Here is a 21,902-nt window from a genome sequence, read left to right as displayed (position 1 = left end):
TCCATGATCGACGGTGGCTGCCTTCGTCTTCTCACCACCCGACACTCGACCAGCCAAGGTCAACATCCCCGGCTGGAGTACTAATCGGCGAGCACACGACGCGATCGCCGACATCCACCTGTTCGGCAGCCGAGGCTACCGATGGGTGCTGGATGCCGACATCGAAGCGTGCTTCGACACGATCGACCACGTGGCCCTGATGGACCGGGTGCGGCATCGAGTCAAGGACAAACGTGTGCTGGTACTGGTCAAAGCGTTCCTCAAGGCCGGGGTGCTCACCGAACTCGGCGAGCAACGCGACACCCCGGCCGGCACGCCGCAAGGGGGCATCCTGTCACCGCTGTTGGCCAACATCGCACTCAGCGTGCTCGACGAGCACCTGCACCGCGAATGGAAGCCCGGCGGCCGGATGTCGACGGACAACAGGCGTCACCATCGCCGTGATCGAGGCGAGGCAACATGGCGGTTGGTCCGGTATGCGGACGATTTCGTCGTCATGGTGTTCGGCACTGAAGATCACGTTGAGGTGCTGCGCGAGGATGTCGCGGCCGTGCTCGCTCCGCTGGGATTGCGCCTATCGCCGTCCAAGACGCGGATCGTTCATATGGCCGACGGGTTCGACTTTCTGGGTTTCCACATCCGGTGGAGACGCAAGATGGGAACCCGCGACCAGTGGCACGTCTACACCTTCATCGGCGACCGGCCAGTCCGGTCGCTGAAGGACAAGATCCGTGCCCTGACCCGCAGGTTGTCACAGCAAGACCTCGGGGAAACGCTGATCCGGATCAACCAGATCACGCGTGGCTGGGCCAACTACTTCCGGCACGCCGTCGCCAAACACACCTTCGACCGGCTCGCTTACTTCATCTGGTGGCGGATCGTTCGCTGGGTCAAGGCCAAACGGCGCTGGAGGTGGAAGGACGTCCACCGCTGGCTGCGCACCCCGACCGGGTGGCGCACCATCACGGCGGACGGGATCGAGCTGCACAACATCGCGTCGACGCCTGTCACCAGATATCGGCGTCGCGGCAGAATTCCCACCCCCTGGCCGAAAGCGCACTACGCCTGACGGCGGAACCGTGGAGAGCCCGTTGCGTTGAGAGGCGCACGGCGGGTTCGGCGAGCGGTCCGCAGAAACGGGCCGGTGGCAACACCGGAACCGCGCTGCGGGCCGACTCGACTCTCCGCCCACTTCACGGAAATCTACGGCGCGTCGATTTCCAAGGAGACGGTATCGCGGATCACCGACAAAGTCGTCGACGAAATGCAGGAATGGTCGGCCCGGCCCCTCGACAGCGTGTACGTGGCCGTGTTCATCGACGCCATCATGGTCAAGGTTCGGGACGGTCAGGTCGCCAACCGCCCCGTGTACGCGGCGATCGGGGTCACCGTGGATGGCCGTAAGGACGTCCTGGGGTTGTGGGCCGGCACCGGCGGCGAAGGCGCCAAATTCTGGCTGAGCGTGCTCATCGACATGAAGAACCGTGGCGTCACCGACGTATTCTTCGTCGTCTGCGACGGACTCAAAGGCCTACCCGACGTCGTCACCAACGTGTGGCCGCAGTCCATTGTGCAAACTTGCATCATCCATTTGATTCGTAACACGTTCCGGCTCACCTCTCGCCGTGACACCGACGCCATCAAGAAAGACATCAAACGCATCTACACCGCGCCGAACCCGGACGCCGCCCTGGCCGCCCTGGACGACCTCGAAGAGAAATGGGGAAAGCAATACCGTGCGATGATCCGGCTCTGGCGTAACGCGTGGACCGAATTCATCCCGTTCCTCGACTACGACGTCGAAGTCCGGGCGGTGATCTGCTCGACCAACGCGATCGAATCGTTGAACGCCCGCTACCGGCGGGCGATCCGGGCCCGTGGGCACTTCCCGACCGAGCAGGCCGCCATGAAATGCCTGTACCTTGTGACCCGCAGCCTGGACCCCACCGGGACCGGGCGTACACGATGGACGATGCGCTGGAAGCCAGCTATCAACGCCTTCGCCATCACTTTCGGTGACCGCTGGCCGGCCGCCGAAACCTACTAACCGAAGAGCCAGAAACACCCTTCGCGTTACGGACCCACGCTTGCCAGCCTTGGGTCTGTCCAGTTAACGGCTGATCATGGTTGTTGAAGGGGTCAGTTGGTGGCTGGGATGAGGCGGCCTTCGAAGGCGATCTGGAAGGCGTTGAGCGGCGCCTTCCAGCGCATTGTCCACCGGCGCTGGCCGGTGCCGGTTGGGTCTAGGCTCATCAGCGAGAGGTAGACGCATTTGAGCGCGGGGCGAATTCAACCGGTCAACGCAACATCCCTGGATGTTGGGGGTTTGCATGGGGCGTCCGGCTATCTCGGTCCCGGTTCAGCGCGAGTTCTGGGCCGCGGTCCGGGCAGGAATGGTCGTGGCGGAGGCCGCCGCGGCAGTGGGCGTGTCGATCACGGTCGCCTGGCAGTGGTTCAGGCAGGTTGGCGGCATGATGCCGCCAGACTTCTCGAATTCTCCAGAGCCTGTGACTGTTCGCAGGCTGTCCTTAGAGCTCCTAACACGATCTGCTGAATCGATGTTGATCAGCGCCACGGCGTCGAGATCCATCTCGTTCGAGTGGCGTGGGTAAACCTTGGATGATCGAGGACGAACTGTGGGACCGGATTGAGCCACTGCTGCCACCTTGGCCGGACAGGGCTCCGGGTCCGAGACTGGTCCCGGACCGTCAGTGTCTGCAGGGCATCCTGTTCGTACTTTGCACCGGCATCGGGTGGGAAGATCTGCCGCAGGAACTCGGGTTCGGCTCCGGGATGACCTGCTGGCGGCGGCTCAAACGGTGGACAGAAGCCGGGGTGTTCGACCAGCTCCACCACATGCTGCTGGCGGACCTGAACACCGCGGCCCGCATCGACTGGTCCCGCGCGGCGATCGACGGCAGCCACATCGACACGAAAAAGGGGTGCCGCAACAGGTCCGTCGCCGGTCAACCGCGGCAAACCAGGAAGTAAGCACCACCTGATCGTCGACGGCAACGGCACACCGATGAAGGTACTCACCACCGGTGCGAACGTGCCCGACATCAGCAAGGCGGTCGACCTACTCGACGCGGGCCCGCCCGTCGCGGGCCGTCCCGGCCGCCCGCGACGCAGATTCGTGGTGCTGTTGGCCGACAAAGGCTACGACAGCCGCGCGTTCCGCGAAGCGTGTCGTGCGCGGCGAACGGACCCGATCATCCCGTGTCGGGGCGGCAAGAACATCAAGGGCCTGGGGAAGCTGCGCTACGTCGTGGAGCAGACCTTCGGGCTGCTGCACCAGTTTCGCCGGCTCGCGATCCGATGGGAACGTCGCCTCGACATCCATGACGGGTTCATCAGCCTTGCCTGCGCTCTGATCTGCTGGCGCCGGTTGATCAACTGGACCGCAAACTGATCGTGTTAGGAGCTCTTAGGACTAGGGTTTGGTTCGCTGCCCGGATGCCACCCGACGACATCCGCCTCGTAGGTACTCGAGAACTCACCACCCTGCTCGGAGACGTGCGGCAACGCGCCGACCAGATAGCCGCCAAGGCTTCCTTCCCGGGGCCGGTGGCCACCCTGCAACAAGGCCGCGTCTGGGCCTTGCCGGACGTCACCGCGTGGATCGACCGCCACCACCGCCCCGCCCACCCGGCCGATGACCACTGGACGTACCGGTCTTGTACCGGTCTACCACTGGCAACACCGCGAGCAGCCCGATTACGCTCTCGCCAACCGGCACACCAGCATGCCGGTCCGGGGAGGGGTTGCTACGTGACGACGGTGCTCACCTGGTCCGGCCGTGAAGCCAAGGCGTTACGCCTGGCACGCCGGATGAGTATCCGCGCGTACGCCGCTCACCTCGGCGTCGCGGTGGCGTCGGTGGCGAACTGGGAACGTCGCGGCACCGCCATCCGGCTCCGCCACGAAACCCAGGAAATCCTTGACCGCGACCTCGCTCAGCTCTCCGACGACCTCGGCCGCCGCTTCCAGTCCTTCCTGAAAACCACACCCAGCGGACCACCACCTGCCCCAGCGGGTAAGCCCTCGCCGACGACGGCGGGCCCCGAAAGTGTGGCCTGGCAACGGGCGCGCATCGCCGACCTGGATGCTGCCTACGACCGGACCCCACCCGCTGTCGATGACCGGATCTCGCGCGGGGATCTCGCCGAGGCGCTTCCGGCTGCCGCGGAGATCCTTGTCCGGAGCGCGGTGACGGTGCCCCTGCACTCACGGATTGCGGAGCTGGTCCCGCCGGTGGATATGGAGGGTCCACGCCGGATCGGTTCGTCCGACGTGGCCCGGATCGAGGCGACCACCAGCGCTTTCCGCGACTGGGACAACCGGTGGGGCGGTGGCCTGTCCTGCGCGGCGGTCGTCGCGCATCTGCAGTGGGTCGCGGCCTGCGCCGCCCAGTCGGTGTGCAGCTCGCAGAAGGTGAAGAACCGGTTGCTCACCGCGTTGGCCGACCTTGCCGGGGTGGCCGCGTTCCGGTCGTACGACATGAACCACCACCCGCAGGCGCGGTCACTGTGGATCATCGGCCTGGACGCCGCGGTCGAGGCCGGCAACGTCGACCTCGCCGGTACCACGCTACGGCAGCTCGCTCACCAATCCCTGCATGTGGGCCGTGCCGACGAGGCGTTGAGGCTGGTGAGGTTGTCCTACGCGACCGCCGTCGACCCCGGCCACGACGCGCCCGAGCTGGCATTGGCCGAGACCGCCGCGTACGAAGGCTGGTGTCACGCCGCGGCCGGCAAGCTGCGGCCCTGCCAACGCGCTTTCGGGCGAGCACAGGAGCACTTCGCCAACGTCGGCGGTGAACCGGCCCCGCCGTGGTTATCGCACCTCGACACCGCCGAGCTGACCGCGTTGCAGGGGCATTCCTACCATGTGCTCGCGCAACGGGTACCCGATGCCGCCGACGAGGCCGCGGCCCTGCTGCGTCGAGCGGTCGCCAGCCGCGGCAACGCCTACGCGCGCAGCCGTACCCTCAACCTGATCGCCCTGTCCGGCACCTACTTCCAACGCGGTACGGATCTGGAGGAAGGCGTCGCCGTCGGTGACGAGGCGCTGCGCGGCGCCGGAACCCTCACCTCGCCCCGTGCCCTGGACCGGCTGCGGGCGCTGAAGACCCTGACCATCGCCCACACCGGCCTGCCCGCAGTCGCCCTGTTCCAGGACCGCCTCGACCGGGTGCTCACCGATGCCTGAACCCCTCCCTGTCCCGCTCGCCGCCGCCGTGCGCACCGTGACCGGCCGGCTCGGCCTCGACGCCGGGCAGGTCCGGCCGCTGCGGGTGCATGACGCCGTCACCCTTCTTTTCCCCACCGATCAGGTGGTGCTGCGGCTGATCCCCGCAACCGGCGACGCGGCGGCGCGAGCCGGCCGCGCGGTCCGGCTCACCGCGTGGCTGGTGGAGCAGGACTACCCCTCGGTCCGGCCTGCCGTCGAGGCGCCGATCGAGGCCGACGGCTACATCGCCACCGTCTGGAAGGAGATACTGGCCGGCCCGGCCGGCACACCGGTCGAGGTCAACACCGCGCTCGGCCGGCTGCTGCACGAGCTGCACGCTCTGTCGGCCGCTCCTGTCGACCTGCCCACCGCCGATCCCCTCGCCCGGCTACGCGCCGCGCTGCGCCTCGACGCCGACCGAGGCGAACCGGCCTTGACCACCGAGGAGACCGCGTTCCTCCACGACCGGACCGGCGAGTTGGACGAACGGTATGCCACCATGTCCTTCCCGCTCGGGTCCGGGCTGATCCACAACGACGCCCACCCCGGCAACCTGCTCTGCGACCCGAACAGCCGGCACGGATACCTGCTGACCGATTGGGAAGGCGCTTGCCTCGGCCCCCGGGAAATGGACGTCGTTCTCGTCGGCGCCCCCGGCAGCCGCTTCGGCGACCCGGACCACGAACGGCTCGCCTTCACCACCGGCTACGGCTACGACATCGCCGACTGGCCCGACCACCAGGCCCTGCGCGACATCCGCGACCTGCACTCCCTCGCCGCCTACATCCGCCTCGGCACCCGCAAACCAGCCGCCCTCACCGAACTCCACCGCAGAATCGCCTCCCTGCGGGACAACGACCGCACCATCCAGTGGGCGGCCGTGTAGTCACAACACTAAACCGTTGAGTGCGGATGGAACCACGCACGCGTCCTGACCCGGTACGCAACACCGACCACGCCGCCGCGTCACCACCGTCCATCCCAGGCAACTCATCGACGACGACCTTCCTGGGACCGGCCACGACTTCCCACGGGACCGGCCACGACTTCCCAGTCGACGTGATCATCACCCCGGACACCGTCGTACGCTGCCCCGCTGAGCTGGTCCGTCGTCGGCCCAGCAGCAGGCGTTGTGCTACGCGCTCTATGTGGCTTGACCGGCCAGCCCGATCCGCCAAGCATGGGAAGCCCCACGGCGGTCGACGGTTGGACCTTGGCGGCCCTTTTCCGATGGTGGACGGAGGTGCGACAAGTGACGGTGCCCTGCTGGACGGGCCGAGAGGCCGCGGCTCTGCGTCAGGCGCGCCGGATGAGCATCCGGGCGTACGCGCAGCATCTGGGCGTGTCCCTCGACACCGTGGCGAACTGGCAGCGCCGTGGTGAACAGGCTCGGCTCCGCACCGAGACCCAGCAGATGCTCGACACCGATCTCGCCCGCGCGGGCGACGACGTGCGGCAACGGTTCGCGCAGATCCTCACCGAACACGCCACCGCCGACACGCCAGCACCGCGGCTCGCCGCACCGGACCGGTCAACGGCCACACCAGCAGAACCGTCCCTGAGCTACCCGGATCCTCCGGCAGTGGCATCGGGATCAGATGGTGGTGACCTGAACCGGCGAGCGGCGCTGAAGGGGGCCACCGTCTCGGCGTTCGCTGCCCTGATCGGCGCGGTCACCGGCGCTTTCGGACAGTCCCCGCCGGATTCGCGGCACCGCCAGCTCCACGAGGAGGCGGTACAGGCATCCCTGCACCGCAGTCGTGAGGCCTACCAGCACGCCCGCTACTCCACCGCAGCTCACAGCTTGGCCGCAACGCTGCGGATCCTCAGCCGTGCGGCAGCGCCGGACGAACCCGTGCCTACGCGGTCGGCGGTGCTGTGCGCGCAGGCATACCAGATCGCCAGCGGGCTGCTGCTGAAGGCCGACCAGCCGGTGCTGGCCGCGATCTGCGCCGAACGCAGCATCACCTCCGCCACCGCGACCAGTGACGAGCTGCTGCACGCCAGCAGCACCCGCGCGGTCGTGCACACCTTGCTCGCCGCCGGGCAACCCGAGCACGCCGCCGCACTCGCCACCGACGCCGCCGACCGGCTCGCCAGCCGCACCGGCATGCGCACCGCCGCCGCCCAATCCCTGTACGGGGCGCTGCTGCTGCGCGGCGCCCTCGCCGCCAGCCGCCACGGCGACCACCAGCACGCCGCCACCCTGCTCGACGCGGCCGCCGACACCGCCGGACGGCTCGGCCACGACGACAACCAGTACTGGACCGCGTTCGGCCCCACCAACGTCGCTGTCCACCGCGTCGCCGTCGCCGTCGACCTCGGCGACGCCGGCACCGCGGTCCGAACCGCCGCCACCGTCAACCCGAACCGTCTCGACCTGCCCGAACGCCGCGCCAACCTCCTGCTCGACACCGCCCGCGCCTACACCCAATGGGGCAAGTGGGATCAAGCCCTGCACTGCATCCAGAACGCCGAAGACCAAGCGCCGGAAGAAGTCCGCCGCCGGCCCGCCGTCCACCAGATGCTCCGCGACCTCGTCCACCGCACCCCCGAGCCGGCACGCCGCCACGCCCACGACTACGCCCGCCACATCGGCGCCCTGCCATGACCACCCCCCGGCGTACCCTCTGCCTGATCATCTGCGGAGCCGGGCCGGCACCCCACGCGACAACGCTCATCGACCTGGCCCACCGCGACGGGTGGCGCGTCACCGTCGTCGCCACCCCCACCGCCGGGACCATGATCGACAACCGGCGGCTGGCCGAGGCAACCGGGCAGCCCGTCCGCGCCGAATACCACACCCCCGGCGCCACCGGCCCACGCCCCAGCAGCGCCGACGCTCTGCTCATCGCCCCCGCCACCTACAACACCATCAACAAACTCGCCGCCGGCATCGCCGACACCTACGCCCTCACCACCGCCGCGGAAGCCATCGGGCGCGGCACACCCACCACCATCCTGCCGTTCGTCAACACCGCCCTCGCCGCCCGGAAACCCTTCCAGCACGCCGTCCACGCACTCCGCGCCGAAGGCGTCACCGTCCTCTACGGACCAGGCCTGTGGGAACCGCACCTACCCGGCACCGGCGACCAGCACCTCGCCACCTACCCCTGGCACCGCGCACTCGCCACACTGATCCCGGCCCGCCACGACACCAGCAGCGAAAGACCCACCTGATCTTGCTCGTCACCTCCGCGAAAGGCCGGGCCCCATGATTCAGGCGAAGGCCGCTCACGCTGGCCGGAGTTCGATCGCCAGCGCGTCGAGCACCGGCGAGTCCGCGGTGTGCCGTGCAGTGCCGACTTGTTTCCATCCCCAGCGCCGGTACAGCTCCCGAGCGGGCGCGTTCGGTACCGCGGTCAATATCCCGTAGGGCTCGTCGCGGTCATCGAGGATGAGATCGTGCATGGTGTGACCGATGCCCCGGTTGCGCCATGGTGCGGCGAGGATCAGCTCGATCAGCGCAAACTTCGAGGCCGCGAAGATGTGCTGTGGTGGCTCAGTTGCTTCCTGCCCGGACCACCACCGGTTTTCCGCGAAGGGCACACCGAACGCGTAGCCGATCAGCGAGCCGTCCTCCGACCGTGCGGTGACCAGCGAGAAACCGGGTCTGCGGCTTTGCCGCAGAGTGCGCTCGACGAACGCTGCGGTCTGCCAGAGCGGGCCGCCGTTGTACGGGGGTTCGGCGTAGACCGTCTCGTAAAGCCGGGCCATCTCCTGGATCGCGTCAGGGACGGTCTCCCCGTGGGTCTTGACGATTCGGTAGTTGCTCTCCATCAGACTGGCACTCCCGACGACAGCTCCTGCTTGCCCGAGGCAGCGAGTTGATCCCGAAAGTCTAGTGCGTCCGGCCGTCGCCGTTCCTTGTCCGGAATAGCTTCGGAGACTTTCGCCGCCACCTCGAGGACGAAACGCCTGCGGCGGCCGCCAGGCAGTACCCCGAGTGCGGTGACGGCCTGCCGGATCCCGTCACCGATGTCACCGTCGCGGATCAGGCATTCAGCCCGGTGAAGTTCGATCTGTGCCCGGCTAATCAGCCGGGCACGGGGATAGACGCTCAGGGCGTCGTCTTGCGCCGCGTAGGCCTTGGCAGTCTGGCCAGTGGTGGAATACACGAACGACTTCGCGTGACAGAGACGGTGCGCGGGCCAGCCGTAGATCGATTCGACGTCGGTGGCGACGCGGCTGGGTAGCATCTCGAAGGTGCGTTCCGCCTCGTGCAGGGTGCTGATCGCTTCGGCTGTCCGGCCTTGGAGGGCGAGGCACTCGGCTTTACCGCCGAGCAGTTCAGCGCGGCCGGCACACGGCCAGTCACCGTCGATCGCCAGCCCCTTTTCCGCGAGTTCGAGGACCGTGGACAGTGGCCGGCCCTGGTAAATGCCGGTGGTGCATTCGTGACCGCGCACCCATTGCCGGGCTGCCTTGTCTCCGGCGTGATCGGTGAAACGCCGGGCCAGCCGCCACATGTGCCGGGCCTCGCGGGCACAGCCGAGATCAGTACAGGCCATTGCCGTCAAGGCGAACAGGCGCCCGGCAGCCGCGCTCAACCCGCGTGCCTCCACCGACTCGTCGGGAAGCGCCGCGAGCACCTCATGGATGAGGTCGAGATCCGCCCGCAGCTCCGCCGTCAGCTCGTGTCGGTCGGCCTGCAGATAGCTGCGTCCGTACTCGTCCGCAGTCTCGCGCCACTCCTCGACCTGCAGGGGGCCTCGGCCGGGTCCCCGGTCGGCGGCGCTGGAGAACGGCCGGGCCACCATGTAGGTGGCAACCATCTTGAGAATGTCGCGCCGCAACAGCGCGTCGCCGTCAAGGACGGTCGGCGCACAGCCAGTGCCGCTCCCAGGAGCCGCGTCAGCGCCGGTTTTCATCTCGGCCAACGCGGCCGCGAACCGTCTCCTCACGTCGTCCGCGGCCCGCGAGACGTTCGTGTCGAGCAGTTGCTGTGTCTCAGTGCGCAACCGCGCCGCGCTGCCTCGGCGCTCCCAATTGGCGACCACGGAGGGAGAAACACCGAGGTGTTCGGCGTAAGCGCGAATACTCAGCCGTTGCGCTCGCCGAAGCGCGCCCGCTTCAAGCCCGGTCCACTTCGGCACCGGATCTAACGCGAAAGAGCCGTCCGCGCCCAGACGTGGGGTAGCCGTCGCGCGTCCCCGTCTCGGCGATTTCGACGCGATGTCGGTGCCATCAATACTGGTCATGCCATCCCGACTTCTAGCTGACTGCGCTATTACCCTTCTGCGCTCGGTTGACGGGTGCAGGCACAGTGTTCCACGGTGGTCGCGGTTCATGAAGTCATTGACCGGTGTGCACCCGATAAGGGCTGGTCAGCATCGATGGCTACCGCCAGCATCGGCCTAACCGGGTCCGGCCGGTCCTGCAAACGGGGAGCCGCGGTGCCGCGATCAAAACATGCCGATTGATATCGTTGCATGGTGTTCCAGTGGCCACGAAGGGAGTGTCATGCCAACGGCCGAGGTGACGGAGTTACGCAAGTTGGTCGGCAAGCTGGCGTTCCTGCTCGCGTTTGTATACCTGCTGGTCCTGGGGGGTGGCTTAGTCACGCTCGCCTCCGGCACTCAGGTCTCCGTGATCACTTGGCCGTTGATCCTGTTGCCCGGTGCGGCCTTCGCACCCGCGGTGATCAACGCTGTCCGGCTCCATCGCACGCCGGAGCCAGCTCAGATGAAGAACCTGTGGCGTTCCTGCGCTCTGTACACGGTGATCGGTCTCATGCTGCTGATCGCCACAGCGATCATCCTCAATCAGGTGCAGCCATGACCTTCCGCGTCGAACCCGGCGATGTCCGCGACTACGCACGTCAATTGACCGACGCGCAACACGCCGCCGAGACCGCCACGGCGTACATGAACAGGTGGGGCGGCTTCAACGCTCACGAAAAGGGCCTGCTGGGCATGATCTGGCCCAACCACAGCGCCTACGTCACCCAGGTCCAAGAGATGCTCCGGCATCTGGCCGACCTCACCGGCGCGTCTAGCGACGCGCTGCGGCAGATGGCGAACGGCTACGAGCGCACGGACCAGGACACGGCAGCAACGCTCGACGCCACGTACGACGCCGTGCCGCGGCCACCGATCGACCGAGACTGAAACCCATCGACGGGACGACCACGTGGACGAGCCGATCGACTTCCTGCGACAACCCGGCGAGCCGGACAGCAGTGTCAGCAACGGATTCGCCAACCCGCTGGACCTGTTCAATTACGCCTCGCCCTCGGCCTGGATCAACACCGCGATCGTGGAACTGACCGGCTTCGACGCGTTCGGCTACTTCACCGAATGGGTCAGCGGCGACTGGGCAGCGATGTGGAAGTTCGGCGACGCCATGGCCAACCTCGCCGACTGCATGTAGCAGCCCGGCATCAACATCCAGCGGGGCATGCTGGCCTTGGACGGCACCTGGGACGGCAATGCCAGCGACGCCGCATACCAGTACTTCTCCCAACTCGCTGCCACGACCAGCGGGCAGTAGACCGCACTACGCGCCAGCCAGGAGGCCTATCACAAAGCCGCGACCGGTGCCTGGCAGCTGTCCAATCAGCTCGGCAACATCCTGCAGGCGCTGGCCGACAAGGCTGTCCTGGCCGGGATCAGCGCCGCCGCCGGCACCGCCCTGATCGAGACCGGTATCGGCGCCGTCGCCGGCTACGCCGCCACCGCGCTCGTCGTCGCGGATATGCTCAAACTCATCAACCAGGCCTCCACCATCATCAACACCGCGGGCACAGCGATCCTCGGTATAGCGGGAGCCGGCATGGACCTGGGTTACAAGGGCGGCGAACTGTCCGCCATCCCGCTGCCGAACATCGCCTACACTGCACCCGGGACCTGACATGAGCAACGACCCCCTCGACGCCGAACTCGAGGAGATGACTGGCAGCCGTCCCCTGACAGACGCGCTCCGGCGAAGCCTCGAACGGCTCAAGAACGGCGTGGCCGGACCGGACCTGGCGGAGATGGCCAACGACGTCCTCGAAGGGCGCACTACCTTGCGAGCCGTCGCCCGCAGCAGCGCCTACAGCGATCCCATCACCGGCGGCATCCACAGCTTCCAGCGCTGGCAGGCCGGCCTGACCCCGCAGCAACGCCGACAATTTGAGACCGACGCTCAAGAAGCGATCGGCCACAACACCGACCTTCACCCCGAATAGTGATCCAGGAATGCCGACAATGTTGTCAGACGGTGGCGGCCTCGCAGTCCGGGGAGATTCGTGCCCAGGCGGTGACCGTCGTGCTCATCCCCAAGGTCGCCGCCGAAGTGGCCATCCTGGTCGGCAAGACCAGCGCGAAGATCCTATCGCTGCTCAAACGCCTGTTCGCCGCGATCTCAGCATGCGCGAGCTGCTGCGGATCCGACACAGGCGCTGACACTCTCGACGGCAAGGCAGCGGTCAGCCCACACCAGCATCCAGAAGTCATCGATAACGCGAGGTAGAAGACCGCAAGTCCACGCAAACGTCCGGATCTGGACGATGAGCGGAAATCCGATCGAGAGACGAAGGAAGCCGCAGTTAGGCTGGTGGCGTGGGGTCTACCGGAGCACACGTCACGGCCGAAGAGGTTCCTGCGCTCTTGCTCGCTGCGCTTCCGTCGCTGTCGCAGGAGTGGGACGAGGTTGCCGACGAGAACGCTGACCCGGGTTCTCCCGGTGGTCGCCTTGGCTACCTGGACGCGGCATGGGTCGTTGGCCACCTCGCTGACCGCCTCGCAGCCAGCGACACGAGCGAGTTCGATGCCGCTTTCGACTTCATCGAGCATCTGATCCTTCATGGCGACCCGTACGTCTCCGAACTGGGCGTGATCGGCTATCTCGAAGGCATGCAGATGCACACCGTCACCTCGCGTGACCTTGACCCGGAGGCGTTCCGGCCCTGGCTACGCCCGCTGTCGGCGAAGCATTGGGAAGCGATCAACAAGTTCTGGGACGTCGGTACCCCCATCTCAAACATTCGGCTTGACTGACGGAAACGACGTCCGGTCGTACCGCGTTGAGGCTGGGGAATCGGTCACCGTGCGCCCGTCCTGGCGCGCCGCTGGTTTTGACGATTTGGTAGTTGCTCTCCATCAGCCCCGGTACTCCCGACGACAGCTCCTGCTTGCCTGGTGTGGCGAGTTGATTCAGAAAATCTGGTGCGTCGGCAGACGGCTACCGGTCAAGCGTCACTATTTGTTCGCAGGTCGTGGTCGGTGAGGTGTGTCCGCTGCTCGGGATGCGCGAAGTAGTACTTGATCGCCTGATAGGCGGGTAGCGCGTCGGCGCCGAGCCATTGTGTGCGCACGACCATGAAGGGCAGCGCCTGGCCTTCGAAGCCGCCCATCCGGCCGGTGTGCCGCCGTTCGCGGGTCTGGTCCATCGGCAGGGCCTTGACGGTGATCCACGGGCTGGGCGCCGCACGGGCCACCACGTCGACGACCGCGTCCCAGGGCACGAAGTGTTCCAGGAACAGGGAACGGTGGTAGAGACCGGAGCGGGTCAGCACCACCCGGCCCGGGGCGAGCCGCAAGAGCACCACGAGGTACCAGCCGACGAGGGCCGCGGCGGCCAGCGCGAGGGCAGCGAGCACCCCGGCCGCCCACGTCGCCTGCATGGCCACGACGATCGCGAAAGCGGCGGCGCCGAGGGTGAAGAACGCGAACACCACTGACAGCCAGTAGTACGGCCAGAACGCGTACCGGAAGGCCAGGCCCGTCTCACCGTGATCGTTGACGTCGGTGACCGGGGGGTGATCCGCCGGCCGGGGCCGCTGCATGATGTTGACCGACATGCCGGTGAGGTGTGCCAGCACGATCGCGCCCATGCCGAAAGTGATCGCACCGGCCACATCACCGGCGGCGACGGCGGAGACCGCGACCGCCGCGGTGATCACGGTGAGGACGGCGAAGCCCGCCGCGGCCAGCACCCGCAGGGCGGAGCGGCGCGCCTTCGGCCAGCCAGCCGGTGGATCCTCGGGGTTCGGGAGCATGTCGGGTACGCCTTTGGTCGTCAGAAGATCGAGTTCCAGACTTTCTTCGCGGTGTCACCGACGGCCTCGCCCGCCTCCTGCGCGCCGTGGCCGATGGCGTCGAAGCCCTCCTCAATGGCCGCCTGCGTGCCCGCCGGCAACCGGTCGTAGGCGGCGTCGAGAGCACCGCTGGTCACCATGCCCACACCCGCCCCAATGACCGCGCCCGCCACCGTGCCGACCGGCCCACCGACCATCGTGCCGATCGCGGCGCCGGTCCCGGCCGCGGCCAGGGCGCCGCCGACACCGCTGATGACGGCCTTGCCCACCGGTTTGCCGGTGTGAATGTCGTAGCCGATGTCGACCGCGGTCAGCGCCAGCCCGACGACCGGTAGCCGGGCCTCGATCTTGGCGCCGGCCCGCAGAGCGCCGCGCTCGACCTTGTCCGCCTCCAGGAACTTGTCCCACGCCGCCAGATTCAACGCCTTGGACTCGGCGGTGCCACCAGCGGTCTTAAGATAGTGCCCGATCAGCGACTGCGACTCGTCCTTGAGCGTCTGCGCCTGCGCTTTGAGGATGCTGACGTGTTTGTGGGCGAGACCGCCGATGATCCCGTCGCTGGCGAAACCGGCCGCGACGATCAGCGGTTTGCTCTGCAGATCGCCGAGCACATTGGCCAGGGTGTCCTTGGCGAAGCTGAACGCGTTGCGGGCGGAACCGGCCTGGGTTTCGGCCTGGGCGTACGCGGCGAGTTTCGCTTGATGCTCGTTGTAGGTGGTGACCTGCGCGTTGTACGCGTTCACCTGCCCGGCGCCGGCCATCTCGGGCGGCTGCGCCGGCAACACCGGTCCGCTGCCCGGGTCGGCGATGATCTCGCCCTGCAGCGTGAGACCGCCCTGCCGCGCGATGTCGCGGGCGCGTTCCATGCCGGCCTGCGCGGTGGTGAGATCGTCGGCGTACGAGTGGAAAGCACCGGAGATCTTGTCCACGTCGCCGCGCAGCCTGTCGGCGTCGCGCCCGCCGGTGTCCATCCTGCTGTGGAAGGCCGGGCCGGCATCGCCCTGCCAGCCCCGCTCGGCCTGATCCCGCACCGCGAACAAGTCCGTGACGCTGCTGTCGATCGCCGGGGACAGCGACGTGCCGAGCCAGTCGGCGCAGCCGCGGATGCTGGACGGGTCACCCTCGATGCGGGTGTCGATCGGCATCAGGAACCCCGCAGGGAGTTCGCCGCCGACTGGTCCCCGCCCGCGTAGTCCCGGCGAGCGCTGGCGACCTCCTCGCCCGCACCCTTCATGCCGAGCACGATGTTGCCCGCGCTGCCGGTCAGATGAGCGACAGCGGCACCCATGATCCCGGACACGTCACCCGCCGCGGGCATGCCAGGCGACGACTTCCCCACCTCGTCCAGGGCGTCCGCCGCATCACTCAACCGGACGGCGATCGCGTCGAGAGTGGACAGATCAACCTCGGTTTCCCCGGCCATCAGATCGCCTCCCCCGTACGCCGCAACTCCTCGGGAATGTCCAGGTCGAGCAGAATCAGCTCGAATCCGGTCGCCAGCCGCGCCTGCTCCAAATCCTTGGTGAGCATGACCGTCCACGGCTGCGCCGGCCCGCAATGCTCGACCAGCCGGTCCATCGCCGAATAGACCAGCAGCGCCAGCCGCCCGTCCCGGGCCACCCGCAGATCGATCGTCAGCTCGTCACCGGACTGCGCCGGCGCGCACGGCACATAGACCACCGGCGGGAAAACATGCGCCGGATCCGCCACGCCGCCGAGAAGACGATCGATGTCCAGCGTCTCACCGTCGGAGCGCTCACCCATGCGCCGCAGTCTACAAACCCGCACGCAACCAGCGGAACGGTCGCACAGCCCGGTCTCCTGATCACCTGGGTTACCGAAGCGGTCCAGAAAGTCCACCATGGAGGCCGGCTTCCGGCATCGTGCCGACAAGCCATGGGACCGTTCGCGTCACGCGGGCGGACACCCCGGCCGGTACCGCACCGAATCCGGTCGAGTCGGCTGACCCAGTTGCTCTCCTACGCAGATGACGCACCTGCCGCGCTCCCGCGCGCTGTACACGGTGATCGGTTTCATGCCGCTGCTCACAGCGATGATCACCCTCAGCCGGGGGTCTTTCAAACGAACGTTTGACAGGCCCGGGGATCTCGGACGGGAGTTCGCCGTACAGGCGGCGGGCGACCACCTCGAAGGTCGGCCGGAAGGGAACCGTCGGTCCATGGGCATCTTCCCCTCGGCTCCGGGGCTGCGATCGTCCACGTGAGAGGACGTTCCGTAAGGTTATGCCCGTTTCTCAGTGAGGGTGAATAGGCCGGGCTGGCTCTCGGTGAGGATGTGCCGGTTGACCAGTCGTTTCAGCTTGGCGCGGATGCCTTCGACGTTGTTGGGCTCGGTGCCGATGCCCAGCGCGAGGCAGACGTCTTTCGCGCGCAGAGCGCCGCAGTCGGTGGTGAAGACGGCGATGATCTGTTGGGAGGGCTCGCTGATGACGGCGGGCTCGGATGTGGTCATCTCCTCTTCGAGGATCTTGGTCAGTGTCTGGTGGGTGGTCGCCAGGTCAGCCAGTTCGCACTCGATGGCAGCCGCCTCGGCAGCGAGCTTGGCCTGCTGCTCGCGTACCTCGTCGAGGGCAGCCGCTGCCGCTGCTTGGCGGGCGGCGATCCGGTCGAGGACGGTCGTGGTGTTCATGTCGGGTCCCGCCAGGACGGTGTGCTGGTGCCGGTCAGCTGGCGCACGAGGTTCGCCGCGGAAGCCCACAGGGTGCGCGACACGCTGGATTCCGGCCGGCTCTCGTACTCACGGACCAGGCGGCGGTGCAGCATCAACGTGCCGTTGACCTGCTCGACCACCCACCGCTTCGCGACCGGCACGAACCCCGGCTTGCTGTCGGAGCGCTTGACGACTTCGACGTCGACACCGAGCACAGCACCGTGGATGCCCAGGTCGTGCTTGAACCCGGCGTCCACCCACGCCCGGGTGACCGTCGGGGTGTGCTCGACGACCTTGTCCAGCAGGCGCACGCCGATCGCGGTGTCGGTGACACTCGCGGCGGTCACCACCACCGCGATGATCAGCCCCAGCGCGTCCACGGCGAGACCACGTTTGCGACCGTTATCTGGAGCCGGCGCTGACCTGTCCTTGATGTGTTCCAAGCGCACCGAACGTCCCCCGACTCGTGTCGTGGATGCGGTTACCTGCTGCCGTCCATCACGCGGTAACGGGAGGTGCGATGCGGGTGCTGATGCCGGGGTCGACGGCGGAGTCGTGGACTCTGCTGGGCGATGACCTGCGTCCGGTCGGTCCGGTGGAGTCGTTCCTGGCCTATCTGGCGGCGATCGAGCGGTCACCGAACACGATCAAGGCGTACGCCCACGATTTGAAGGACTGGTGGGTCTATCTCGCCGGTCGAGCCGGCGACTGGCAGCGGGCGGACCTGGAGGTGGTGGCCGGTTTCGTGGCCTGGTTGCGGCTGCCGCCTGCGGCCCGCAGCGGGGCGGTGGCGGTGCTGCCGACGGTCGAGCATCACTGCACGGCGGCCAGCGTGAACCGCAAGCTCGCTGCGGTCAGCACGTTTTATGAGTTCCACGCCCGCAACGGCGTCACGGTCGCCGAACTGCTGATCTCGATGCGGCCGGCGGGGCCGCACCGGTCCGCGGCCACGTCTTTCAAGCCGTTCTTGCAGCACGTCGCCTCGGGCAAGCCGCACCGGGAGCGGACCATCAAGCTCAAGTCCGGCCGCAAGCGTCCTCGGGTGCTGACCGCTGTCGAGGTCCAGACGATCCTGGACGCCTGCGAGCATCTGCGGGACCGGTTGCTGTTCGCGGTGCTGCTGGACACCGGGGTCCGTATCGGCGAGGCGTTGGGTTTGCGTCACGACGACATCGCGATCGCCGACAGGCAGGTGGCGGTGGTGCCTCGGCAGAACGACAACCGGGCCCGGGCCAAGGCCGGCCGGATGCGGATCATTCCGGCAAGCGCGGAGTTGATGCGTCTATACTGCGATTATCTGAATCGTGAGTACGGCGCCTTGGACTCCGACTACGTCTTCGTGAATCTGTTCGCCGAGCCGCACGGGCATCCGTGGGCCTATCCGGCGGTCTATGACCTGGTCAAGAGGTTGCGGAAGGTCACGGGCATCGCCTTCGAGCCGCACCAGTACCGGCATACCTATGCGACCTGGCTGCTGCGTCGCGGGGCGGGATGGAGAACGTCAAGGAACTGCTCGGTCACGCCTCGATCAGCACCACGATCGACACATATGGTCACCTCACCGTCGAGGATGCCCGCCGCACCCTGGAAGCCGCGGGCTGGTTCACCGGGCGGGAGGTCCGGCTGTGATCGTCACCGCGCTGCCCACCGGCCGCCGGCAGGCCGGGCTGCTGGAGAAGCTTCTGGCCACGGTCCGGGCCGAGTTCCGCACCGAGGTCTATCGCCCGGATCCCGCCGATCCGGTCTTCGTCGCGCCGCAGTGCGCGGTCGCCGACTGCGACCGGGTGGTCGCCCAGCTTGGGTTGTGCAACGGGCACGTCATCCGGTGGCGGCAGCGGGGACGCCCGGTGCTGGAGGAGTTCCTCGCCGATCCCGGGCCGCCGGTTCGCGGCCGGCAGGTCCTGCCGTCCTGCCGGATCGGCGGCTGCGGTTACGGTCGCTTCGGCAACGGGCTCTGCTGCAAGCACTACGACCGGTGGGTCCGGGCCGGGCGACCCGCCGCCGACCAGTGGCACGCCCCGAGCCTGGCCGCGGCCGGCGCCGTCGCGGCCGAGTGCCGTCTGCCGTTCTGCAGCTTGTGGGTCGAGACACCGGAGAAGGTCTTTTGCCAGCAGCATCATGACCGCTGGAAACGTACCAACCATCGCGACGTCGAGCGGTTCATCGTGGACTGCGAGTTGAACGGCACCGCCGCGGTCGATCTGCGCGGCCTGCCACCCCAGCTGACGCTGGAGTTCCAGTACGGGCTGCAATGCCGGGCCGATGCCCGGCACCGCACGACTCCCGCCCGCTATGTCATGCAGGCCGTCCGGCACGCCCGGGCCGCCGGCGTCACCTCGCTGCTGGATCTGTCGGAACAGCAGTGGCGGCAGCAAGCGCGAACCGGCCGAGTCCGTGCCCCTGTCCTGTTGCTGATCGAAGTCCGTGACGCCGTCGAGCTGCTGCGTGACGGCGCCGGCTGGGAGAACGAGTTCGGTCGAGACGTGTGGCGGCTGGAACGGCTTCCAGGGATCACGACCCCGGCCACCGCCACCGTTCCGCGGCCGCGGGTGCGGCTGCACTTCGAACGCATCCCGCAGCCCTGGCTGCGGGACCTGGTCGAACGGTGGCTGAGGCTGCGGCTGACCAGCGGGTTGAGTATCACTGCCGCGCATACCGGGCTGGACGCGCTGGTCTGCTTCGCCGGTTTCCTCGCCCACGCCGGTGTCGACCGGCTCGCCGACATCGACCGTCCTCTGCTCGAACGCCACCTCGCTTATGTCGCCTCCCAGGACGGCGGGCACGGCTTGAAGAAGGGCAGGATCAGCAGCCTGAACCTGTTCCTGCAGGCCATCCGGCAGCACCGCTGGGACGACTCGCTGCCCGGCACCGCCGCGTTCTGTCCCGGCGACATCCCACCGGCACCGGCGGCCACGATCTCCCGCAGGCTGGCCGAGCACGTCATGGCCCAGGTCGAGTCCGAGGCGAACCTGGACCGCTGGCACGACCCGGCCGGACGGCTGGTCACCCTCATCCTCGTGCGCACCGGACTGCGGATCTCCAGCGTCGTCTGCCTGGACTTCGACTGCCTGGTCCACGACGGTCAAGGCGCGGCCTACCTGCGCTACTTCAACACCAAGATGAAACGCGAGGCCGCCGTCCCCATCGACGAACACCTCGAACAGGCCATCCACGACCAGCAACGCCGGGTGCTGGACCGATGGCCGGACGGCACCGGCGTCCTGTTCCCACGGCGGCACGCGAACGCCTCCGGACGGCTACGGCTGTCCGACAGCAGCTACCGGCAGATGCTGCGCCGCTGGCTCGTCACCTGCGACATCCGCGACGAGCACGGACAACCGGTGCACCTCACCCCGCACCAATGGCGGCACACCTTCGCCTGCCGACTGATCAACCGTGACGTCCCGCAAGAAGTCGTCCGGGTCCTGCTCGACCACGAATCATCCCGGATGACCGCGCACTACGCCCGGATCACCGACCAGACCGTCCGGCGCCGCTGGGAAGCCGCGATGAAGGTCAACATCAAAGGGGAGCACGTCACCCTCACCCCTGACGGACCGCTCGGGCAGGCCCAGTGGGCCAAGACCCGCTACGGCATCGCCACCCAGACCCTGCCCGACGGCTACTGCGGACTGCCCGTCCAGAAATCGTGTCCACATGCGAATGCCTGCCTGACCTGCCCGGTCTTCCTCACCGGACCCGAGTTCCTGCCCGAACTCCGCGACCAGCGGACCCGGACCCTGACCCTGATCGACAACGCCACCAACTGCGGCCACACCCGGACCGCCGAGATGAACCAGCAGGTCGCCGACAACCTCGACCGCATGATCGGCGAACTCGAGAACAGCCACGACGAACCGCAGGAGACCACCCATGCCGGCTGACAACGCCCACTACCTCGTCGCTGCAGCCCGGCAACGAGCCACGGCGACCCGCCGACGCGCGGCCGCCGCCCTGCGGCGCATGGACACCACCGGAACGGTGATCACCTTCGAAACCGTCGCCCGTGAAGCCCGGGTCTCCCGGTCCTGGCTCTACAACCAGCCCGATCTCCGAGCCGAGATCGACCGACTCCGAGCCCGGCACCACAGCCCCGCCACCAGAGCGCTTCCAGACCGGCAACGCGCTTCCGACTCCTCCCTGCTGCAACGCCTGCAAGCCGCCACCGAACGCAACCAGCGACTGGAGACCGAGAACCGCGAACTGCGACACGCCCTCGCCCTGGCCCTCGGCGAACAACGCATCAGCGACCTGCCCGGCCACACCCGCGACACGCCGGGAAGACGAAGTTCCCCCGTCATCGGACCCTGCTGACCGGCACCGTCGAAGACACGTCCACCACGCATCACCGCAGGTCAAACAGCTACAAGATCAGAAAGCTCAAGATAACGGTCGGGCACCTTCTTGCCGGCGTCCTTGCCGGTGGTCGCGGCCGGGACATGGTTCGCGGCGCGGATCGACTGGGTGTCCAGCACGACCGCGGACGGATCCTCCCGGCGGCCGGCCTTCTCCCGCGCCTGGCAGCGCAGCAGATCATGGATCGCCTGGTCGGTGCCGTCGTCGCGCCACAACGCGAAGTAGTAGTAGGTTGCGGACTTCGGCGGCAGGTCATGCGGCAGATACGCCCACTGACAGCCGGTCCGGTTCTGGTAGAAGATCGAGTTCACGATCTCCCGCAACGAATAGCGGCCGGTGTGTCCCGACACCGACGGATGCTTCGCTTTCCACGCCTGCAGGAACGGGCCGACCACCGCCCACTGCTCATCGGTGAGGTCACTGGGATACGCCTTCCGCTCGCCCATGACCAGCCCAACCCGCACGCCGGCCGGTCGGACATCGGCGCAGCTCGAAGGTCACGACATCGAGCGATGACGAACTACGGAAAGCTCACAAACCGCCCTCTCAGAGTTCGGGGGATCGCACGTCGAAGTCTTCGTGCGAAGATCGCGACATGTCAGAACTCACCGCTCGTGGTGCG

At 67.6% G+C, this 21,902-nt stretch carries 25 protein-coding genes and 5 pseudogenes; 19 read left to right on the top strand and 11 right to left on the bottom strand.

Annotation, left to right across the window (positions count from 1 at the left end; all coding sequences use genetic code 11):
• Window positions 1-13: 13 nt before the first annotated feature.
• A complete protein-coding gene (locus IEY73_RS30945; RefSeq protein WP_189082891.1) occupies window positions 14-1,069 on the top strand; it encodes a reverse transcriptase domain-containing protein in 1,056 nt (351 codons plus the stop codon).
• Window positions 1,070-1,180: 111 nt separating this feature from the next.
• Window positions 1,181-2,047: pseudogene (locus tag IEY73_RS30940) on the top strand (IS256 family transposase); the annotation flags it as partial.
• 92 nt (window positions 2,048-2,139) lie between these two features.
• On the opposite strand, the pseudogene IEY73_RS30935 reads toward IEY73_RS30940, so the two are convergent.
• Window positions 2,140-2,280 (bottom strand): annotated as a pseudogene (locus IEY73_RS30935) (IS256 family transposase); the annotation flags it as partial.
• A 79-nt stretch (window positions 2,281-2,359) separates the two neighbouring features.
• Entirely contained in the window at window positions 2,360-2,590 is a 231-nt protein-coding gene (locus tag IEY73_RS30930) for a hypothetical protein (RefSeq protein WP_189082890.1), read from the bottom strand.
• Window positions 2,591-2,619: 29 nt separating this feature from the next.
• Between IEY73_RS30930 and IEY73_RS30925 the strand changes: the two genes are divergently transcribed.
• From IEY73_RS30925 to IEY73_RS30905, 5 genes are all read left to right on the top strand, one after another.
• Window positions 2,620-3,412, top strand: a protein-coding gene (locus IEY73_RS30925) for an IS5 family transposase (RefSeq protein ID WP_373292916.1) whose coding sequence is annotated in 2 segments (ribosomal slippage) — window positions 2,620-2,942 and window positions 2,941-3,412 — 795 coding nt in all. Because the reading frame shifts where the segments join, the coding sequence is not laid out codon by codon here.
• Window positions 3,413-3,771: 359 nt separating this feature from the next.
• The gene (locus IEY73_RS30920; RefSeq protein WP_189082888.1) at window positions 3,772-5,211 is read left to right on the top strand and encodes a helix-turn-helix domain-containing protein; all 1,440 of its coding nucleotides are present in this window, start codon (window positions 3,772-3,774) and stop codon (window positions 5,209-5,211) included.
• Complete coding sequence (locus tag IEY73_RS30915; RefSeq protein WP_189082887.1) at window positions 5,204-6,118, top strand: phosphotransferase; 915 nt, start codon at window positions 5,204-5,206, stop codon at window positions 6,116-6,118. Before IEY73_RS30920 ends, IEY73_RS30915 begins: the two co-directional genes overlap by 8 nt.
• A gap of 366 nt (window positions 6,119-6,484) precedes the next feature.
• A complete protein-coding gene (locus IEY73_RS30910) occupies window positions 6,485-7,843 on the top strand; it encodes a helix-turn-helix domain-containing protein (RefSeq protein ID WP_189082886.1) in 1,359 nt (452 codons plus the stop codon).
• Window positions 7,840-8,412: a flavoprotein gene (locus IEY73_RS30905; protein WP_189082885.1), complete on the top strand. Its 573-nt coding sequence runs from the start codon at window positions 7,840-7,842 to the stop codon at window positions 8,410-8,412. Before IEY73_RS30910 ends, IEY73_RS30905 begins: the two co-directional genes overlap by 4 nt.
• A gap of 54 nt (window positions 8,413-8,466) precedes the next feature.
• Here IEY73_RS30905 and IEY73_RS30900 read toward each other — a convergent pair whose 3' ends face one another.
• Both IEY73_RS30900 and IEY73_RS30895 read right to left on the bottom strand, forming a co-directional pair.
• On the bottom strand, window positions 8,467-9,012 hold the full coding sequence (locus IEY73_RS30900) for a GNAT family N-acetyltransferase (RefSeq protein ID WP_189082884.1): 546 nt from the start codon (window positions 9,010-9,012) through the stop codon (window positions 8,467-8,469).
• Window positions 9,012-10,433, bottom strand: coding sequence for a helix-turn-helix domain-containing protein (locus IEY73_RS30895; RefSeq protein WP_189082883.1), 1,422 nt, complete (start codon window positions 10,431-10,433; stop codon window positions 9,012-9,014). The genes IEY73_RS30900 and IEY73_RS30895 overlap by 1 nt, the downstream gene beginning before the upstream one ends.
• A gap of 262 nt (window positions 10,434-10,695) precedes the next feature.
• Here IEY73_RS30895 and IEY73_RS30890 point away from each other — a divergent pair, with 262 nt between their 5' ends.
• From IEY73_RS30890 to IEY73_RS30860, 7 genes are all read left to right on the top strand, one after another.
• Window positions 10,696-11,013: a hypothetical protein gene (locus IEY73_RS30890; RefSeq protein WP_189082882.1), complete on the top strand. Its 318-nt coding sequence runs from the start codon at window positions 10,696-10,698 to the stop codon at window positions 11,011-11,013.
• Entirely contained in the window at window positions 11,010-11,342 is a 333-nt protein-coding gene (locus IEY73_RS30885; RefSeq protein ID WP_189082881.1) for a hypothetical protein, read from the top strand. The genes IEY73_RS30890 and IEY73_RS30885 overlap by 4 nt, the downstream gene beginning before the upstream one ends.
• A gap of 22 nt (window positions 11,343-11,364) precedes the next feature.
• Entirely contained in the window at window positions 11,365-11,604 is a 240-nt protein-coding gene (locus IEY73_RS30880) for a hypothetical protein (protein WP_189082880.1), read from the top strand.
• A 324-nt stretch (window positions 11,605-11,928) separates the two neighbouring features.
• Complete coding sequence (locus IEY73_RS30875) at window positions 11,929-12,084, top strand: hypothetical protein (protein WP_189082879.1); 156 nt, start codon at window positions 11,929-11,931, stop codon at window positions 12,082-12,084.
• Between the two features lies 1 nt (window position 12,085).
• Window positions 12,086-12,403 (top strand): hypothetical protein, encoded by a 318-nt coding sequence (locus IEY73_RS30870; protein WP_189082878.1) that lies wholly within the window; start codon window positions 12,086-12,088, stop codon window positions 12,401-12,403.
• A 32-nt stretch (window positions 12,404-12,435) separates the two neighbouring features.
• Window positions 12,436-12,687 (top strand): hypothetical protein, encoded by a 252-nt coding sequence (locus IEY73_RS30865; RefSeq protein WP_189082877.1) that lies wholly within the window; start codon window positions 12,436-12,438, stop codon window positions 12,685-12,687.
• A gap of 89 nt (window positions 12,688-12,776) precedes the next feature.
• Entirely contained in the window at window positions 12,777-13,214 is a 438-nt protein-coding gene (locus IEY73_RS30860; protein WP_189082876.1) for a DUF7674 family protein, read from the top strand.
• A 191-nt stretch (window positions 13,215-13,405) separates the two neighbouring features.
• On the opposite strand, the gene IEY73_RS30855 is transcribed toward IEY73_RS30860, so the two are convergent.
• The 4 genes from IEY73_RS30855 to IEY73_RS30840 are packed head-to-tail and all read right to left on the bottom strand — an operon-like array spanning window position 13,406 to window position 16,018.
• A complete protein-coding gene (locus tag IEY73_RS30855) occupies window positions 13,406-14,215 on the bottom strand; it encodes a hypothetical protein (RefSeq protein ID WP_189082875.1) in 810 nt (269 codons plus the stop codon).
• Window positions 14,216-14,235: 20 nt separating this feature from the next.
• Window positions 14,236-15,399: a hypothetical protein gene (locus IEY73_RS30850; RefSeq protein ID WP_189082874.1), complete on the bottom strand. Its 1,164-nt coding sequence runs from the start codon at window positions 15,397-15,399 to the stop codon at window positions 14,236-14,238.
• Window positions 15,399-15,677 carry a hypothetical protein gene (locus IEY73_RS30845; RefSeq protein ID WP_189082873.1) on the bottom strand — a complete coding sequence of 93 codons (279 nt, stop codon included), beginning with the start codon at window positions 15,675-15,677 and terminating at the stop codon, window positions 15,399-15,401. Before IEY73_RS30845 ends, IEY73_RS30850 begins: the two co-directional genes overlap by 1 nt.
• Window positions 15,677-16,018, bottom strand: coding sequence for an SAV_915 family protein (locus IEY73_RS30840; protein ID WP_229716316.1), 342 nt, complete (start codon window positions 16,016-16,018; stop codon window positions 15,677-15,679). Before IEY73_RS30840 ends, IEY73_RS30845 begins: the two co-directional genes overlap by 1 nt.
• Window positions 16,019-16,241: 223 nt before the next feature.
• Here IEY73_RS30840 and IEY73_RS30835 point away from each other — a divergent pair, with 223 nt between their 5' ends.
• Entirely contained in the window at window positions 16,242-16,478 is a 237-nt protein-coding gene (locus tag IEY73_RS30835; RefSeq protein WP_189082872.1) for a hypothetical protein, read from the top strand.
• A gap of 17 nt (window positions 16,479-16,495) precedes the next feature.
• On the opposite strand, the gene IEY73_RS30830 is transcribed toward IEY73_RS30835, so the two are convergent.
• Together IEY73_RS30830 and IEY73_RS30825 are read right to left on the bottom strand one after the other, a co-directional pair.
• A complete protein-coding gene (locus tag IEY73_RS30830; protein ID WP_189082871.1) occupies window positions 16,496-16,903 on the bottom strand; it encodes a hypothetical protein in 408 nt (135 codons plus the stop codon).
• A pseudogene (locus IEY73_RS30825) lies at window positions 16,900-17,325 on the bottom strand (transposase); the annotation flags it as partial. The gene IEY73_RS30830 and the pseudogene IEY73_RS30825, both read right to left, overlap by 4 nt.
• A 74-nt stretch (window positions 17,326-17,399) precedes the next feature.
• Between IEY73_RS30825 and IEY73_RS34290 the strand changes: the two are divergent.
• The 4 genes and pseudogenes from IEY73_RS34290 to IEY73_RS30810 all read left to right on the top strand — a co-directional run.
• Window positions 17,400-18,362: pseudogene (locus tag IEY73_RS34290) on the top strand (site-specific integrase); the annotation flags it as partial.
• Between the two features lie 53 nt (window positions 18,363-18,415).
• The gene (locus tag IEY73_RS33940; RefSeq protein WP_229716318.1) at window positions 18,416-18,553 is read left to right on the top strand and encodes a hypothetical protein; all 138 of its coding nucleotides are present in this window, start codon (window positions 18,416-18,418) and stop codon (window positions 18,551-18,553) included.
• A complete protein-coding gene (locus tag IEY73_RS30815; protein ID WP_229716314.1) occupies window positions 18,550-20,808 on the top strand; it encodes a tyrosine-type recombinase/integrase in 2,259 nt (752 codons plus the stop codon). Before IEY73_RS33940 ends, IEY73_RS30815 begins: the two co-directional genes overlap by 4 nt.
• Window positions 20,798-21,238 carry a DUF6262 family protein gene (locus IEY73_RS30810; protein ID WP_229716313.1) on the top strand — a complete coding sequence of 147 codons (441 nt, stop codon included), beginning with the start codon at window positions 20,798-20,800 and terminating at the stop codon, window positions 21,236-21,238. The genes IEY73_RS30815 and IEY73_RS30810 overlap by 11 nt, the downstream gene beginning before the upstream one ends.
• A gap of 74 nt (window positions 21,239-21,312) precedes the next feature.
• Here the strand turns inward: IEY73_RS30810 and IEY73_RS30805 are convergent.
• Window positions 21,313-21,726, bottom strand: a pseudogene (locus IEY73_RS30805) (transposase); the annotation flags it as partial.
• Window positions 21,727-21,902 lie beyond the last annotated feature (176 nt).

The organism is Mangrovihabitans endophyticus (assembly GCF_014646155.1).
GTDB lineage: Bacteria > Actinomycetota > Actinomycetes > Mycobacteriales > Micromonosporaceae > Actinoplanes > Actinoplanes endophyticus.
Note: the sequence above shows the minus strand (reverse complement) of the source record. Positions and strands in the feature narration are given on the sequence as shown.

What these genes read in the sequence shown, in the direction of transcription:
- IEY73_RS30930 (WP_189082890.1), bottom strand. Translation starts at nt 2,590, where the DNA reads ATGGATCTCGACGCCGTGGCGCTGATCAACATCGATTCAGCAGATCGT.
- IEY73_RS30915 (WP_189082887.1), top strand. Translation starts at nt 5,204, where the DNA reads ATGCCTGAACCCCTCCCTGTCCCGCTCGCCGCCGCCGTGCGCACCGTG.
- IEY73_RS30905 (WP_189082885.1), top strand. Translation starts at nt 7,840, where the DNA reads ATGACCACCCCCCGGCGTACCCTCTGCCTGATCATCTGCGGAGCCGGG.
- IEY73_RS30900 (WP_189082884.1), bottom strand. Translation starts at nt 9,012, where the DNA reads ATGGAGAGCAACTACCGAATCGTCAAGACCCACGGGGAGACCGTCCCT.
- IEY73_RS30895 (WP_189082883.1), bottom strand. Translation starts at nt 10,433, where the DNA reads ATGACCAGTATTGATGGCACCGACATCGCGTCGAAATCGCCGAGACGG.
- IEY73_RS30890 (WP_189082882.1), top strand. Translation starts at nt 10,696, where the DNA reads ATGCCAACGGCCGAGGTGACGGAGTTACGCAAGTTGGTCGGCAAGCTG.
- IEY73_RS30885 (WP_189082881.1), top strand. Translation starts at nt 11,010, where the DNA reads ATGACCTTCCGCGTCGAACCCGGCGATGTCCGCGACTACGCACGTCAA.
- IEY73_RS30875 (WP_189082879.1), top strand. Translation starts at nt 11,929, where the DNA reads ATGCTCAAACTCATCAACCAGGCCTCCACCATCATCAACACCGCGGGC.
- IEY73_RS30870 (WP_189082878.1), top strand. Translation starts at nt 12,086, where the DNA reads ATGAGCAACGACCCCCTCGACGCCGAACTCGAGGAGATGACTGGCAGC.
- IEY73_RS30855 (WP_189082875.1), bottom strand. Translation starts at nt 14,215, where the DNA reads ATGCTCCCGAACCCCGAGGATCCACCGGCTGGCTGGCCGAAGGCGCGC.
- IEY73_RS30850 (WP_189082874.1), bottom strand. Translation starts at nt 15,399, where the DNA reads ATGCCGATCGACACCCGCATCGAGGGTGACCCGTCCAGCATCCGCGGC.
- IEY73_RS30845 (WP_189082873.1), bottom strand. Translation starts at nt 15,677, where the DNA reads ATGGCCGGGGAAACCGAGGTTGATCTGTCCACTCTCGACGCGATCGCC.
- IEY73_RS30840 (WP_229716316.1), bottom strand. Translation starts at nt 16,018, where the DNA reads ATGGGTGAGCGCTCCGACGGTGAGACGCTGGACATCGATCGTCTTCTC.
- IEY73_RS30835 (WP_189082872.1), top strand. Translation starts at nt 16,242, where the DNA reads ATGACGCACCTGCCGCGCTCCCGCGCGCTGTACACGGTGATCGGTTTC.
- IEY73_RS30830 (WP_189082871.1), bottom strand. Translation starts at nt 16,903, where the DNA reads ATGAACACCACGACCGTCCTCGACCGGATCGCCGCCCGCCAAGCAGCG.
- IEY73_RS33940 (WP_229716318.1), top strand. Translation starts at nt 18,416, where the DNA reads ATGGAGAACGTCAAGGAACTGCTCGGTCACGCCTCGATCAGCACCACG.
- IEY73_RS30810 (WP_229716313.1), top strand. Translation starts at nt 20,798, where the DNA reads ATGCCGGCTGACAACGCCCACTACCTCGTCGCTGCAGCCCGGCAACGA.